Source organism: Shewanella bicestrii (assembly GCF_002216875.1).
Taxonomy (GTDB): Bacteria; Pseudomonadota; Gammaproteobacteria; order Enterobacterales; family Shewanellaceae; genus Shewanella; species Shewanella seohaensis.
Genome location: NZ_CP022358.1, coordinates 1370023 through 1385727, shown reverse-complemented (window position 1 = coordinate 1385727; position 15705 = coordinate 1370023). Strand labels below are relative to the sequence as shown.

Annotated in this window: 13 protein-coding genes; 6 read left to right on the top strand and 7 right to left on the bottom strand. The window is 42.1% G+C overall.

What is annotated here, in order from left to right; genetic code table 11:
• Nucleotides 1-4: 4 nt before the first annotated feature.
• The 3 genes from CF168_RS06110 to CF168_RS06100 are packed head-to-tail and all read right to left on the bottom strand — an operon-like array spanning nucleotide 5 to nucleotide 7473.
• Nucleotides 5-2728, bottom strand: a complete 2724-nt coding sequence (locus CF168_RS06110) for a DEAD/DEAH box helicase family protein (protein WP_089067315.1) — start codon at nucleotides 2726-2728, stop codon at nucleotides 5-7.
• Entirely contained in the window at nucleotides 2721-4565 is a 1845-nt protein-coding gene (locus CF168_RS06105; protein WP_089068917.1) for a site-specific DNA-methyltransferase, read from the bottom strand. The genes CF168_RS06110 and CF168_RS06105 overlap by 8 nt, the downstream gene beginning before the upstream one ends.
• A 37-nt stretch (nucleotides 4566-4602) precedes the next feature.
• Nucleotides 4603-7473: an ATP-dependent helicase gene (locus tag CF168_RS06100; protein WP_089067314.1), complete on the bottom strand. Its 2871-nt coding sequence runs from the start codon at nucleotides 7471-7473 to the stop codon at nucleotides 4603-4605.
• Between the two features lie 543 nt (nucleotides 7474-8016).
• Between CF168_RS06100 and CF168_RS06095 the strand changes: the two genes are divergently transcribed.
• Nucleotides 8017-9738 (top strand): SUMF1/EgtB/PvdO family nonheme iron enzyme, encoded by a 1722-nt coding sequence (locus CF168_RS06095; protein ID WP_089067313.1) that lies wholly within the window; start codon nucleotides 8017-8019, stop codon nucleotides 9736-9738.
• A gap of 151 nt (nucleotides 9739-9889) precedes the next feature.
• On the opposite strand, the gene CF168_RS06090 is transcribed toward CF168_RS06095, so the two are convergent.
• Nucleotides 9890-10090 (bottom strand): helix-turn-helix transcriptional regulator, encoded by a 201-nt coding sequence (locus tag CF168_RS06090; RefSeq protein WP_089067312.1) that lies wholly within the window; start codon nucleotides 10088-10090, stop codon nucleotides 9890-9892.
• A 481-nt stretch (nucleotides 10091-10571) separates the two neighbouring features.
• Here CF168_RS06090 and radC point away from each other — a divergent pair, with 481 nt between their 5' ends.
• From radC to CF168_RS06065, 5 genes are all read left to right on the top strand, one after another.
• Entirely contained in the window at nucleotides 10572-11063 is a 492-nt protein-coding gene (gene radC, locus CF168_RS06085; RefSeq protein ID WP_167373580.1) for a RadC family protein, read from the top strand.
• Between the two features lie 37 nt (nucleotides 11064-11100).
• Complete coding sequence (locus CF168_RS06080) at nucleotides 11101-11463, top strand: hypothetical protein (protein ID WP_089067311.1); 363 nt, start codon at nucleotides 11101-11103, stop codon at nucleotides 11461-11463.
• 141 nt (nucleotides 11464-11604) lie between these two features.
• Nucleotides 11605-11979, top strand: a complete 375-nt coding sequence (locus CF168_RS06075; RefSeq protein ID WP_089067310.1) for a type IV toxin-antitoxin system YeeU family antitoxin — start codon at nucleotides 11605-11607, stop codon at nucleotides 11977-11979.
• 214 nt (nucleotides 11980-12193) lie between these two features.
• Nucleotides 12194-12607 (top strand): DUF2787 domain-containing protein, encoded by a 414-nt coding sequence (locus tag CF168_RS06070; RefSeq protein ID WP_089067309.1) that lies wholly within the window; start codon nucleotides 12194-12196, stop codon nucleotides 12605-12607.
• Between the two features lie 141 nt (nucleotides 12608-12748).
• Nucleotides 12749-13309 carry a tyrosine-type recombinase/integrase gene (locus CF168_RS06065; protein WP_089068915.1) on the top strand — a complete coding sequence of 187 codons (561 nt, stop codon included), beginning with the start codon at nucleotides 12749-12751 and terminating at the stop codon, nucleotides 13307-13309.
• Nucleotides 13310-13401: 92 nt separating this feature from the next.
• Here CF168_RS06065 and CF168_RS06060 read toward each other — a convergent pair whose 3' ends face one another.
• From CF168_RS06060 to CF168_RS06050, 3 genes are all read right to left on the bottom strand, one after another.
• Nucleotides 13402-13788 (bottom strand): hypothetical protein, encoded by a 387-nt coding sequence (locus CF168_RS06060; protein ID WP_089067308.1) that lies wholly within the window; start codon nucleotides 13786-13788, stop codon nucleotides 13402-13404.
• A 75-nt stretch (nucleotides 13789-13863) separates the two neighbouring features.
• Nucleotides 13864-14526, bottom strand: coding sequence for a hypothetical protein (locus CF168_RS06055; RefSeq protein ID WP_089067307.1), 663 nt, complete (start codon nucleotides 14524-14526; stop codon nucleotides 13864-13866).
• Nucleotides 14527-14764: 238 nt separating this feature from the next.
• Nucleotides 14765-15421, bottom strand: a complete 657-nt coding sequence (locus CF168_RS06050; protein WP_240520066.1) for an inovirus Gp2 family protein — start codon at nucleotides 15419-15421, stop codon at nucleotides 14765-14767.
• Between the last annotated feature and the right edge of the window lie 284 nt (nucleotides 15422-15705).

Sequence of the window (15705 nt, the reverse complement as noted above, 5' to 3'; positions counted from 1 at the left end):
TTCCTTAGTTCAAAAACTCTCGTCCGTAAGATCCCGATGCTGCTTCTTTGCCTTTGATAATCTCATAACCAATACCCGCAGAAACTCCCATCAGCTCTGCCGCCTCTTGCTTATCCTTAACGTTTTGAGAGTCAATCATGTGCTCCCCCTTAACTTCGATCATCACGTAAGAACCATCTTGTTTCTTGATCAAGAAGTCTGGGTAGTAGCTACGAACTCTCTGCGTATCTGAATCCACATAGTGAATCACAAAGTCACTTTGACCATGCGTTAGCATGCCGGTGAACCAGATCTTTTCCACTTTATCGTTGTGCAGCATATCCCAGAAAAATTGTCTTTCAGGATTAGAGTCAAAACAGTAATTATCTAAGTGGAAACTGCGTTCGGCAACCTTAGCGACATCAGAATCCGCTTTGCGAACAATCTTATCCTTCGAGGCCGTCACAGTGTAATAACCTGGGTCGATAGGTGGCTCTTTAACTAGTTCAACTTCGAACTCTTCTTCAATATTTTCTGCATTAATGTCATACATAGCTTTAAACAAACGAGGAATAACCTGGTCGTATAACACTTCATTGAACTGGTTAACCAAGGCTAAGATGCCATCAAAGTTCTCTTCCGTTAGAGCGATAATTTTGTCTATCTCAATGCATGACTTATTGAGGTAACGTGCAATATCAGCAACTAAAGAAATACGAGAGAATTTTCGCTGTACTTTAAGGTAAGAGAGATCATCTCTTACTGATTTTTTCGTATCACCAAGATCGTCGGGCATTTTCATACCTTCACGGACTTCGTGAATTAAGCGGTAATCATTGAGTTCTACTTCGTCCAACCCCAGCTTGTAGCCTTTTATGATTTCGTCCTTTTCCACCAATTTGTAACTACGTCGAACACGCTTGATAGGGATCTTAATTGGCGGTTGTTGAACTCGAATTTTAACCGTTTCTTTGTTTGGATCTGGCTCTTTAATATCATCCACTGAAACTCGGAAGTTCGCCTCTAGCTCTTTATCAAGAAGCTTCAAGTTATCTTGGGTGAGATAAACATGACCAGTGTACTGAGCTTTGCCAATTGCACGTAAACAACGCATGGTTGCTTGAAGAACAAAGACCTTTGACTTAGGTTCACGATACAGTGCCACAGAGAATAGAGATCGACAGTTCCAACCTTCTCGTCCTTTGTTCACGAGCAGAATAAATTGCTTCTCCGAATGTGGCGTATCCAAGCGGTTAAATTCACGAATATCATCATCAGTTGTGAGCTTAGAGTCCCCAACGTTGACAAGAATTCTATCCGATGAAATTCCGCGCTTGGCGAGAATATTCTCAACCGCGGGACGAACTTCTGTCGTTATTTCTTCTATGGTTGTCCCAAAAATAGCCATCTTAGGAAGCATATTTTCCGGCCTGAAAGGCTTGGTAACTTCTTGGCCATTTTTATCAAGTGATACCTCACTCAGACGTTCCATTTCATCAAGGAAATTATTGATCGCAATTTCTAGGAAATCCTCGTGCCTAGTGTTGCTATAGCCATTCAGGCGAACTTGTTTCAGATAGTTGTTATCGATAGCTTTTCGTAAGCCATAAGCGTAAACAACTTCAGGAAGAACGCTCTTACCAACATAAGGCGTACCTGTGTAGTTATAACAGCCAACAACTCGAGTCCCTGCATGCTTTAAGTTAACTGCTAGTTCATCAATGGTTTTACGTAATGAGTTGGCCGCTTTCTTGACGCCCATATCTTTCGCTAATTGATCACCAAAAGCATGGTGGGCCTCGTCAACGAAGATCCCCAGTTGAGGAAGTCGTTTTAGCTTTTCAAAGCGCTGGTTAGTAACCAAATCCCCCTCAGTTTCAGGTGCAGCAGCAAGTGAGTCCGGATCGATATCCAAAATACCCGCAACCGCATCACCGATATCGCCTAAGCCCTGGTAGATATCTTTGCCTGAGCTGAACAATTTATCGGTTGTGGATTTACCCTTGCTATCGCGTTTTAGGATGATTTTTTGGCTATTCGATACAATGATGTTGAACTTTGAGCCATCAAGAGTATTCAGCGACACACCCGCATCTTCAAGATAGTGAAACTTGAATTCCGCGACTATTGGCATGTATTCCGGTGGTACAACCTTGGAATGGCTGAACGATTCAATTTCTCGCAATGACTGTAATACTGTTTTATCAGGTGCAAAGATAAGGGCATTTTGAATAAAGCGCTCATCGTTACCTTTTTTGTTGCCCGCGAGAAAATCATAAAAGATGCAGGTTGCCATGAGGATGGTTTTACCTGTCCCCATGGTTAAAGCAAAAATGTAGTTCGGGTATAATCTGCCAGCATTGCTAGCTTTCATATTTTTAAAGATGCCTTTGTAATCTTGTTGCGACATCTCCCAGAACATATCGCCTTGAAGGATTTGTCCTTCAATTGAATCAATACCCGTTACTCTGCTTTCAAACTTTCCTTTATTGGTATACCAATCCTCAAACAACTGGTAAACGGGTTTGTTATCTAAAAACTCTTTCAAAAAGACATAGATTTCGAGCGCCTCAAATTGAGGCACTCGAAGAAAGCTTCCAGGTCGTGACGGATCATTATAATCAAGGAATGCTTTGCTAAGACGCGTGTAGTGTTGACGAACTAAGCCGCGCTTTTGTTTGTAAAACTCATGAAGGTGAATATAGAACGAGTTATTGAGCTCGAAGTTATCCTGAGCACCTTTAGCCATGCGCGATCACCTCTTCGTAAGACTCAGAGAGCAAATCGGTAATCTTGATTTTAATGTTGCTCGCACCCTGAGGTATCTCGTACTCTCCAGCAACAAACTCGTTTTTATCAGGGATATCGATAACGATAGGTTCCATTACTGCACCATCATAGTTCCAATCGATCATGATGGACTCGACCATTTCTCGCCACTCTGCCACATCGTCTTTTTGTTGGCTCAGTTTCTGGAGTAAATTACGCGGATAGAACGCGTCTACAATCAATTTGCCTTCTTGGACTTTGATAACGGCTTCAGAATCATACTTGAAAGTTAAGTCTGACTTATCTCGTAGAATATCAACGACTTCAACCTTCAATTTGTAGCCACATTCGTTCTCAAGGGTTGCACCTAAACCAGGTTCATGCCCCATACATACCAGCATAATTTCTTCGACAGGCTTGTTCGGATTAGCGGCTTTGCGCTCTTCAAATTTCTTATATGGGAAATTTGCTACCAGTTCATTCAAATCTTCTTTCGTCGCAATACGGTTAACTGGCATGATTTTAACTTTGTAGCCATCTTTTTCGCCGTCATACACAACATTGCTATCGAGTTTTTGTATTTCGAGAGCTTCAATTAAGAGATCTTTAGCCTCAACTGGGTTGCGAAAAACTTCGTAATTATTTACGACACTGTATTCAAAACAACTATCAACTAAATAAAGCCTTTTTGTTGCTGTTCGAATCGCGCCCAAATTTATGTCGGCACCAATATATCTTCTACCTGTTAAATGAGCTGCTTCTTGCGTGGTTCCTGACCCCATAAAGCAGTCAAATACAATCCCATTTTCTGGACAAGATGCTTCGATTATTCGCTTAAGTAAATCTAATGGTTTTTGAGTTGGATACTGCGTATCTTCTTTTGCTTGCGAGTTTACAGAGCTAATATCAGTCCATAGCGATTGAACTGCTCTTCCTTTACTTTCATCTAAGTATTTTTTAAATCGTGGCACCCCCTCTCCAGAAGAAGGCCAATAAATTCTACCGATAGAATCTAACTCATCTAGTCTATGCTTCGGATATCTCCATGCTCTTACAAAACCCTTCCATTCATACTCTTTATTGGTTCCTACATGACCTATCAATGGAGAAGGCATAAACTTTTCCCCCGTTAATTCACAAGTCTTAGTGTAATATCTATTTATATAATCTTCTGCCAAAGGAGTGTATTGCGGCTCAAAGTAATAACCCTCTGACTTTGAATAAAACAATATAGTATCTGTGTTATGAGAAAAATGACCAGAGGCATTAACTCGAGGATTCCCTCTTTGCCAAATAATTTCATTTCTAAAATTTTGAACCCCAAAAACTTCATCACATATTAGGCGTAAATAATGAGATTTATGCCAATCACAATGTAGATATATGGATCCAGTTTCTGACAAAAGCTCTCGAATGAGAGTTAAGCGCTCGTACATGAACTGTAAGTATTCGTCATTAGTCCAAATATCCGTATATTGTTTTTCTTCAAATCCTGATTGGTCATTACTAACTGACTTTCCCTTTGTTTTTATTGATATTTTATAGTCAGCTTTTGAGTCGAAAGGGGGATCAATGTAAACAAGATCTATTTTCCCTCGAAATTCTTTTAATAAGTGGCTCATCACCTGAAGATTATCACCCCAAAAGATCTTATTAATCCAGCCATTATCATCTTCCCGGCCGTATACTTCTTTTAGCTGTGCTGGAAAATACTGCGTAGAGCGAAACGGACGCTTCCCTTTCCAGCTCAGCATTGGATAACCTTTAATCGGCTCAAATTCGTACTTTTCGACGTTGGTTTGTTCTTCGTTAGCCATATTCATCTCTAATCTGCTCACTTGTTCTACGCCTTACTTAAGCGCAGAAGTTCCAATTCTTTCTGTCGCAGTAGGCTCTGGCACTACAGTCAACACAGGTCTTATCTGGTCTCGCTTTTAGCGAAAAATCTTTGTTTTCAATTCGGTCGACAATTCTATCAAACTCTGCGACCGTTTTGTCGATCGTATCGCTCGCTTTGCTAAAGGATATGTTCGGTAAGCCATTGGTCTCACCCGTAAAGTACAGATGCATCTTACTGACTTGGTAGCCATAACGCTCTTCAACTAAGTGAGCATAAATCTCAAGTTGCTTTTTGTGATGCTGAATACGCTCTTTGTCGCGTTCCATATCTGGCTTGCGCTCTGATTTAAAGTCCACCAGCTCGACTGTCCCATCAGCGCCCTTTATCAAGTCAACACTTCCGGTCAGAACATATCGGCTTTTGACCAATGAGATATCCACTTCCGTTTCTTTAATGTCGGACCAATCGCCCCCTTTACGTTCGACGTAACGCATCACATGCTTGAGCGCTGCCCCTAACGTTGACTCTCCCAAGTACATACGTTCTCGGTTTGCCAAATTCTGATAGTTATCCATTAGCCAGGTATTGATGTTCTGCTCGGTGATTTGATGCTCCTCTCCTCGGATGGCCATTTTGTGAATATCTTCCAAGGTTTCATGAATCAACGTACCAAACAGCATAGGACTCGCTTTCACTGGTTGGAATTCCAAATCTTTAAACAACCGATACTGCTCTGCGCACGTTTCAAACAAGGTTATGTGAGATGTAAAGGCGTACTCATTTTTTATGTTCACGTCCTTTACAGACTCAAAATTCAATGCTGAGAGTTGAGGTTTAACGTCTCGCCAGTAAGTTAGTTTCTCGGTGTAATCCGTAAAATGGTGAGATGGCGTTTTTCCGTGGCCAGATTTCTCCTGCCCTGTCAGCACCAGCAAGTTTTGAGGACGAGAAAAAGCGGTATAGTAGAGTCGCCAGAAGTCGAAATACTTCGTATCCTCCAGCGGCTCAAAAGGCTTTTTACCCATGTATTGTGTTTCAATAAGCTCATCAAGATCGGTATATTGTTTACGTGGAGATGCCTCCAGAGAGCCGACAAACACAACGGGAAACTCCAACCCTTTTGATTGGTGTATGGTCAAGAAAGAGACGCATCCAGAAGGTGCATACTCCGACATATCTTCATATTCATCGATCCCTCCATCGTGTAAAAACCTTAAGAAGTTATCGAATAAGTCACGAAGGTTACGCTCTAAATACTTGGGGTTCAAAACACTGACACGATGTAAATACTCAAATTTCCCAAGCATTCGGCTGAACTGCGCCAGGTTACGCTGAGCACGCTCATTGCCATTTTTTTGCTCTAAGTATTTAGAAAACAATGGGAACTGCAAAATATCGTAAAAGATACCTAGAAAGGAGCTGTCTGCGTTCTTGGTTAAGTTGATGTGCTCATGGGCCTTTTTCTTGCACCAGGTAACTAAGTCTGACTGTTCGCGCTTTGCCAGTTCAGTGAGCAAAGGTGCTAAACATTGCTGCTCATAGTAGTTCCATATAGGCAGAACTTTCCCTTCCTGAGAGCGTTTTTTGCGGTCAGGTAGAACCATGGGGAAAACAAGATGAAGAACCCCGAGCATCAATCGAATTTCTTCTCGTTCGAAGAATAAATTGGCTCTCGGAGAATAAACAGGAATCCCTTTATCTTCGAGCGATTGAGCTAGAGCTCTCACTTTATCGTTCTTCACTGAACGGAATAAGAAAGCCACTTGATTCCAGTCGGTCAGTTGGCCATTGTCTCTCAAATGAATTAGCAACTGGTAAACATCGTCATGCCAATCATCTCCTTCAGGAGTAATGGCACTCACTACCGCTGGACCATCCGGAAAGTCGCCATCTCGCGCAACTATTTTTTTGGGATAGCGATAGTTAACTTGGCCTCGTAACCAAGGCTTATCTCCCATATACGTATCGTAGAAGCCAACGATTTCAGGGTGTGAACGATAGTTGGTAGATAACTTAACTTGTTGACACTGGCCAGGAGGAAACTGTTGTGGAAACTCGAGTATGTTACGCACACTTGCACCGCGAAAACGGTATAAAGCTTGGTCATCATCTCCAACAACACACAGGTTTTGCTTTTCTCCCATCAGTAACTGAAGCAGCTTTTCCTGAATAGTATTGGTATCTTGGTATTCATCCACCATGAGGTATTCGAGCTTATTTTGAAGCTCCTCAAGCAGTGATCGATTCTCAAGCAATAGATAATACGTTTCTAACTGGATAAAAGAAAAATCCAAAGCATTGTGCTTAGTTAATAGTGTTTGATATACGCGACAACTCTCACCCAATGCATTAATTGCAACATCAGGAGATTGGCACAGTACCTCAACTTCAAGAACCTCTTCAGAAGCCTTGTTCAACCAAGTCATTAGATTTTCTGACTTAACCCATGCCGGGAGCTTGTGCTCTCCCTGTATGTGTTCAATACCTTCAATATCTTTGAATTCTCGTAAATTCTGATAAAGGAAGTACTGCTGATCAAACTGGTCCATCAACACAAATGAGCGTTTCAGCCTGGTGAATTCTCGATATTCCTCAAGAATTCTCAGACAGATTGAATGGAAAGTTCCCAGATACATTTCATTCACGTTGAAATCCGTCCCAAGCTCTAAGATTCGGTTTGAAATCCGTGTCTTGAGTTCCTGAGCTGCTTTCTCCGTGAACGTAACAACAAGTAGTTGCTCTGGGGCTGCATCATGCACATTGATAAGGTTGATGATGCGCTCAACGAGCGTATAGGTTTTGCCAGAACCAGGACCGGCTATGATTAGAAGCGGTCCTTTAGCATGTTGAATTGCAATTTTCTGATTAACACTTGCGCCATCCATAACACAATAGTCCTAAATAATCCTACTCATTGTACCGAGGTATCTAGTATTTCTAACACCTTAGACTGAACCTTGTTGTACATAAAAACTTAAACAAACCAATATTGGAAATCAAAACTATTGCTCTATCAAATATTGCTTAAGGAACCATTTGACTTTTAAAGTCATTTTTTATTGTGTCAGAAAAGATCCATCTAATCCAGTGAGATAGCACACAGTCTTTGTACTTGAATCATTTAAAAACTTTTAACGTTAAATCCTGTGATATTCTGTTCAACTGAAAAGTGATAACGCAAAAATCTAACCTCACGCCCCAAAATGGACCCTAAAATTTGAGCAAATTAATTTGCGCAAAGACCAATTGCCAACAACCTGATAACACAGTAATATGCTCTACGCGAGCGTACTCTCCTGGAAACTTGGGCTGCCAAATTACCGAATAAGTACAAAGGGCCTTCCCTTCTTCTCCAAATCCCAATGTGAAATCTTAACTTGCCCTTGGCAGTGCGGCTTTCAGCTGCGGCATTTTCTTTGGAGATAAAAATGAATATTGCACATCTATTAAGCGCAACTCGCAAAGTTTACGCCCTCATTCCACGCCCTTCTTCTGAAACCAGATTATGGTCTATTCAGCTTGATGGTTTATCGAGCAATGACATAAAAACAGCAGCGAGAAACTTACGAGAATCGAGAAAAAAATCAGCTATCGCATTAAGAGATATACCAGAGTTAAAAGTGAGTGAACTGCACCGCAACTTGGCAATGATGTTAGGTGCTAGCTCTTTTGATCATTTACGCCAAATTGAACCCGATTTAACGCGTTTTCTTTGTGAAAATGGCATGACACATCCAACCGATCTAATTAGGTGTAACAATCACCCATTTATTCGCTTAACGGCACAACAGGTTTCAGAGCGCATCTTTAAATCAAATTTACCTCTACCGAAGCGTGTATTTACAGGTGTAGGCTCTCGATTCTTTATGACGAACGGTGTAGGAACATTAGATCTGCAGCAAGTATCTAAAATCAACTGTCATTGCATTGATGAAGCCATCGATTGGGCGAATGAAGCGCCAAATGAGATTGTATTAACAGCACCTCACAATCGGCGGATGACTTTAACACGTAGAGATGTATTGCTACATGCTTATAGTTTTAATGGTGTCATCCCAGGATTCAACCTTATTGGGGACTCGCTGGTCGATCCTATGCTTCGTCCAATTGAACATCGACTTTACAATGCCACAGACAAGGATATGGAGCTGGCTGAGCGAATTTTTCAGCTTTTTCGCCAAGAAATGGAGAGTTCTGATGATGGCTGGCTCGAGGTTATAACCTACCCAGAACTTCCTAATATTGCCTTTTTAAAAGGCATAAATGGTGCTTTTGACTGGGTAATTAAAGACCAGCGCAATAACCAATACTCAGGTAATCCTTATAAGCACATATTCAAAAATGATGAACTCCCTTCTGCAATGAGAAGCTCAGAATTTGATGCATATTGTTATTTCAACCGTGATATCTGGAATGAATACATTGAACATTACGCAGAAAAGCGCCATTACATTGAGGGCGGAACCATCGCTAACTGGCCGGGTTATCCTCAATTAATGTTAAAAGAATTAGTTGCCTCGAAAACTTATATCATACCACCGAATCAAGAGCCCGCTATCGCAGATGACTTTATTACTCATAAACTCAGTGATGATCGATATTTAATGGTTTCTCCGCTAGTTACCATTGGAGCATTTTGGGATTTTTATGAAGAATCCAAAATGCGTATTCATCGGTCAGAACTGCTTGGTGGTAATGGTCAGCCGTTAGAAATGAATCTGCTCAGTGTCAACAACCCAGAGGAAAATAACGATCTCCCAGCCAGCGTCACTTGGTATGATGCAGTTGCATTTTGTCGATACTACGAGCTTAAAACTGGACTACCAGTACGTCTGTTAACTATTGAAGAATGGAAACAAGTCTCACCTGAGCCCAAGCTCAGCATTGAACAATTAATGGAGAGTGAAATGGTTGACCTTGAAGAACATCGATGCATTGTTGACCAATTTAATAAACTTCGCTGCTTCTCAAAAATGAATTCTGACAATCCAGTGCTACGTTTCGGTGAAAATTTACATTGGACTTATAATTCTGAAAAGTTGCCCTTTCTGGAAAATTCCGATTTTGGTGAGTGGCTATTCGATTATTTTGGCGGTTACGCCCCTGCTGCCAACGCCCTGACAGGAGAGTCATTAAGTTGGGGGCAATAGAAAGAAATCTATGTCTGGCGACCTCAACTATGCGCTATAAAAGCATGAAAACGGGCTTCCGCCTTTGCTATCTAGCAAAATCTGACAAATAAACTCAATTAACTTGATGAGGTGAAGGCTTACACTAGCCTTCACCATTTTATGCTGTTTATTAAAGGCATTCTGTCACCGCACCATCCCTCTGCGCGATCCTTTCTAATATCCACTCCTGCACTTCACTTTCAACCCATGCAACGGCTCTATCGCCTAGTGAGACAGACTTAGGGAATATGCCCTCATCGATATATTTGTAGATGGTTGAACGGGCAAGGCCTGTGCAGTCGATAACTTCTTTTAGTCTGATTAATCTCATTTTTTTAATCCTCTGGTTTAGTTCAAACCATGAGGAGTGGCGGTTATCTTTAACTGTGAAATTTAGCGGTCTCCAACCTTTTTCACATCTATATCACTGAGATGCAGTAACCCATTTACTGTCACATCCGGCCACCAGAAGCGATTGCAACCAGTGGCCAATCTATCTATTTAAACTAAGGAGGCTTTATGCCTATCGCATTTATCGCCGGCTTTATGCTTGGCGTTGGAATTTACCGCAGCTTAAAGGAGAAGGATTATGTTTAGCCTGCTCATTAATCGGCCAATGGCTGAGTTATTTATTCTCGGCGTGATTGCTGGTTACGACTGGGCGAAAAACAAAGGTATGTAGCCTAGGTTAGTCATGTCCTCACTAAGCCAAGGTGCCCACAAGCACCTTGGCTTTTATGTCTGTTTCGAACATTTTTTAGCTATATATCACTCCAGTGCATAAGCCCATTAACGCTTTCAAGGAGCCTGATATGTCAACAAAACCTATGCACACTAGAACAACCATTCGACCTGTAACGCTATGGCCGCCCTCGGATGACGTCATCCTCGCCTCTGCCGCCAATATCATTGCCGAGCGCTATGTGAAAAAGGACGCCTATACCAATCCACAGGCCACTAAGGATTTTTTAACTTACAAACTCGGTGGTTATGAGCGGGAGGTGTTTGCGGTGATGCTGCTCGATAACCAGCATCAATTATTGGAGTTTAAAGAGTTATTCTTTGGCACGTTAGATGCCGCCAGTGTTTATCCACGGGAAGTGGTTAAGGCGGTGTTAGCCGTCAATGCCGCAGCGGTGATTTTTGCCCATAACCATCCCTCCGGTGAGTCTGAACCTTCAATGGCAGATAAGCACATCACTCAACGGTTAACCGATGCGCTGGCGCTTATCGATGTGCGCGTGCTTGACCATATCGTGGTTGGCCGCACGCCAGTGTCCTTTGCTGAGCGCGGCTTACTCTAGTCAGCGTTAATGCCAACCATTTTTCAAGGAGTCCATCATGATTGAATTTACCGATAGCTTTTCACAGGCCTGTGTTGCCGAAGCCTGCGCCGCGTTTCCTGAACTGCGTAACCGTTTAGCGGTTGAACTCATTTTGCCTATGTTTGTGCGGCCACTTAATGCCATGGGCCAAGTGATTGGCAAGCCGATTGTGGCACCTAATCCACTGCTACATAAAACCGTATTGAGTGTGTTTCACCGTGATGTGGTTGAACACTTGCCCAAGGAGATCAGCTTTTGCCGCTATGTTTGCCCCTGTAACAGTTATGGGGTGCCTACAGGTGAATGGCAGCGGGTCATCAATGGCGTGTACTTCAACCATGGCAGTAATGAACAACCTAATTGGAGTGTGCATACCTAAAACAATTACCTGTCCGGTATCCAGCTCACTAGCTAGCTGTATTCACCGCTTGTACTCGCCTAGGTATTTATCTCCGCTCCCGCTAGTTCGCTAACAAGCAAGCCACTTCCTTAGTTTCATCCTTAAACAATTGAGGTCACTATGACAACCCTAAAACTTTTCGATATTGAGCACGCTTGGGGGTTGCCCCGTAAAGTGTCTCCTCGCTTTGGTGCGAGGCTAATTTTACGCGGTCTACACTTGGATTATCTCCATGACCGCGCAAGCTTTGTTGGTGAATTTCCACCAGCCATTAAACAACAATTTGTCGAGGCCTTTCCCGCTATGGTTAAACAGCTTGAGCAGCTGGTGGCCAAAGGTGAGATTGATGCCACCAAGCAGCACTGCGTGAGCATTGAACACGCAGGCTTTACCTGTGAGGCTGATACCTTAGGTAGCCACGGCTATTTGTATATTGCGATTTATCAAACCGAAGCTAAACCACTGACCACCAGCAACCTCGCCATCACTCGATAACTTTTTCGAGTTCGTAAGCCTGTACCAATCCCCTAACCGTAAGCACCTTTTCCTAAACCCTAGCTTTAGATCTCTATCAAGCAGCCCTTAGCGACTCACGTTAAACCGCTCGACCAACAACAGTTTTATTAACCCAACTGCATAGACAACAAGAGCCAAGGCGTGACTACGCCTTAGCTCTTGCTTATGCCCGTTTTTAAATAAGGAATATTCCATGACATTAACTATCAAGCGTAATCAACTGCCAGCGATGCCTGATCGTTTTTACCAAGTGATTGAAAAGGAACTGGCCAACGTCGATCCAAAAGGCTCCAATGCAATCACGCTCAATTTTAGAGATCCAGATTACAGCGCCGAAGCGGGTGGCTTTCATCCCGTCGAAGTCAGGCTTGAGAAACAACAAGATCACTGGCGTTTAGTCTACGTCACCGACTTTGCTTTTCGCGGTCATCCCTTCCCTGAACTGGTTAAAGATATCGATATCTGCTTTAACAGCAAGCAGGTCTATAGCCTGTTTAGCGGCTGGATTGGGGAGCGGGAATCCCAGGGGCTGATTAAGTTGTTCAGCGATAACTTTGTCAGTTACTACCAGATGGAAGCCTATCAAGTGGAGGTGAGCTTGGATTAACCCGCATCGTTATTTCAATGTTGTTGAACGCCCGCAAGTTCCCGTAACCATAAAACGGGAACACTCCAACCCTTGCCCCATAAGGCTTTGCGCAACGCAAGTGCCCAAAAACACGCTATAGCAAAAAAGAGGAACATGACCATGCCTGAAGTTCAAGCGGTTAAAGATCAAGACACCGTTAAGCTTATCAGCTATCTGCTCGAAAGACAGTTTAGCCAGCAACTGGCCGATGTGTGGAATATCGGCCTTAATCTCGCCCTGAGGATTTCTGACTTACTCTCGATTAAGTTCAGTGATATCCACGGCGATAGACTCATCATTAAGGAATCCAAAACCGGCAAAATCGCCAATATCAAACTCAACTCAAAAACGCTAGAACGGATACAGCGTATTCAACGCGAGTATCCTAACCATATCTATCTGTTTCAGTCCTACCGTAATCAACGAGCGAAAAACATCAAACCCGCGCCTTTGTCACGGCGCTATATTTGCCGCGCCCTAGCGATGATTGGGGAAGAGCTCAAAATCGCCTTAGGCACCCACTCAATGCGTAAGACGCGAGGCTATCTGCTTTATCAACAAACCAAAGATATTGGCCGAGTAATGAAGATGCTCAGGCACAGCGCCGAAGAAACTACCCTGCGCTATATCGGTATTGAGCAGGACGATATCGATAAGGACTTTGTGGAACTGGAAATCTAACAACAAGGAGGGATTACCCTCCTTATTTTTTGTCAAAAACGCTTTTACTTTTAAACAACAACGCAAAAAAGTTACAGCTTAATGTGTTGATATTACTTACAACCTTTTACGAGATAGAGCGATTCATTTTGCTTTTCACCATCCACATAAATTTTTAGCTCCTGAGCACCTGTGAATACAGCTTTAAATGACGAACTAAACAATCCATTTTGAACATATTGAGCTGGTGGCATCACAGGTTTGTACTCATAAATCTGCTCTCCAGCCCTTACTCTAAAACAATCGAGGTTATATGCAACTTGGGTTGCTTCACCAGGTTTAATTCGAGACAACTCAATATCTGAATAACCAGAAAGAATGTGGATGGGAATACAGCTCTCATTCAAAACCTCAATATTAAATTGAGTAGGACACCCCACCAAACTTAAGCTAGTAAGCACTGTAGCAACCGTTTTAAGCAACACATGTAAAATTCTCATAAAACCTGCACTCAATGAGGGGCTAGCTTTCAAGACGCCCTTAGGTCTCTCGTAAAATCAAAGAGTTAGTCCGTTTTAGTTAGATGACATCCACTTAATCAGTTTCTTATGAAAATAGATGATTTTATGATTATCCAACGGTAGCTGGGAGCCGGTAAAATCGAGAGCAAAATCCACATCTTTGACCTTTTCAGGGAATTTAAAGTACAAGTTATAACAGTTATCTACAAATTCACTGCCGAGCCGTAAACTCTCTTTGTTATCGGCAATATCGACACTGCGAGTACCCCATCCAGCACCTAAAGAATAATCAGAACCACAAAAAATTGGACCATTCCTTTTGTATTTCATTACCCTATATGGCTTAAAATACTGCTCGACACCATCAACCTTCATTATTAGCACGATATTGTTTGCTATTAACTCAACATTCAATTTCAAGGGTTTTACCCCCAATGCGAGTATAATTTCATCATCATTAAATTGACTATCACGCCAACGGTTCATCTCTATACCCAGTATGGCATTACCGCGGTACTTGGTTTCGTAATTTGACAATAATAACGACAGATTAACGTCGGGAAACTCAATAATATCATCAAGGCTTTTATTATAAGTATACTCCGCGGTATCAGGAATAGGCTCCCAAGGGCTAACTGAAGGCACACTGGCGACCTCTAAAATGGTGGAAGTGCAGCCACACAAGCAAAGACCGATAAGCAGTAACAAATACTTCATCACTCATTCCTTACACTCTTGCCCATAACTGCTCCAAACTAATTAAGCCAATACATCAACCGAATCAACCCAAGTGACTTAATGGGCTTTACTGAGTAGATAAAAATACATGGTTAACGCCTTGCTTTACCACTACACTGGTTGCTGGTGCCACCATTGAGTAACATTCCGAGCAACCTGCGCTATGAATGTCTTGTTGTAGTTCCAGTAGACACTCTAAATTATAAATGTTATCCACCTATACTAAGCTATAGCCAAATGAACGTGTTCTATCGCCATAATGCTTAGTCTCTAACTTAGCAAAATAGCTCAAACGATAGAAGGCGTTACCAAATGTCTGAGAATACTTTTGAGCATTACGATTGATGTAATAAACTGGCGTATCCTCAGGGAAATGCACTAAATGCCTAGTACTGTAATCATCTAACCCCAAAGCACTAGCCCAGGCTTCAACAATCTTAGTACTCAAGTTTTGGCCATTTCGATTGTAATTTCCGAGATGGCTATAAGCATCCTTATTAAGAAAAATCACTACGTGGTAGTGATCTGTGTCTGCATCTGCTCGCTCCTTTGCCCATATATAGCGCAAAGTGCAAGGATGAACACGCTTAGCTTTGCGCCCTTTGATAAACCTATCATATCGGATTTTTGCAGTAAGAGACTTAAAGAACTTGGTTATCACCATTGAATCATAAACTACTGGTGAATCACAAAAATTGAGCTGCGGTAAATGTAAATCAAACCTCACCATGAAGGTTCTTGGATGGTAGATAATAGCAGTCTGCATCGTCTTCAATATTATTTCTAAATACGCACTGCTTAAAGGCCTAGAGTTAACCTTAAAGCCTTGATACTGGCCATTACTGATTATGGGATAAGCGTTAGAAGTTGACATGTTACGATTCCATATTGGTTATTTTTCATAACCTAAATAGTCAATGTAATCTTAAACTTATGCTCCTTTATGATCTGATGAACCTAGTACTCATTACACAACTGTAGTGGTCAACTAAATTTGACCACTACAAACTTCCAAGGATGAATTAGGGTAATGCAAGGTCAATTGGCTTCTGTTGCACTTGTCCTGCAATGGTTTTGTGATTGAGATACTTGGAGTCGAGGCTAATCTTGAGCCCAACATAGAGCAGCTAACAACAGCCTAAGAGGAATGGAATAAGA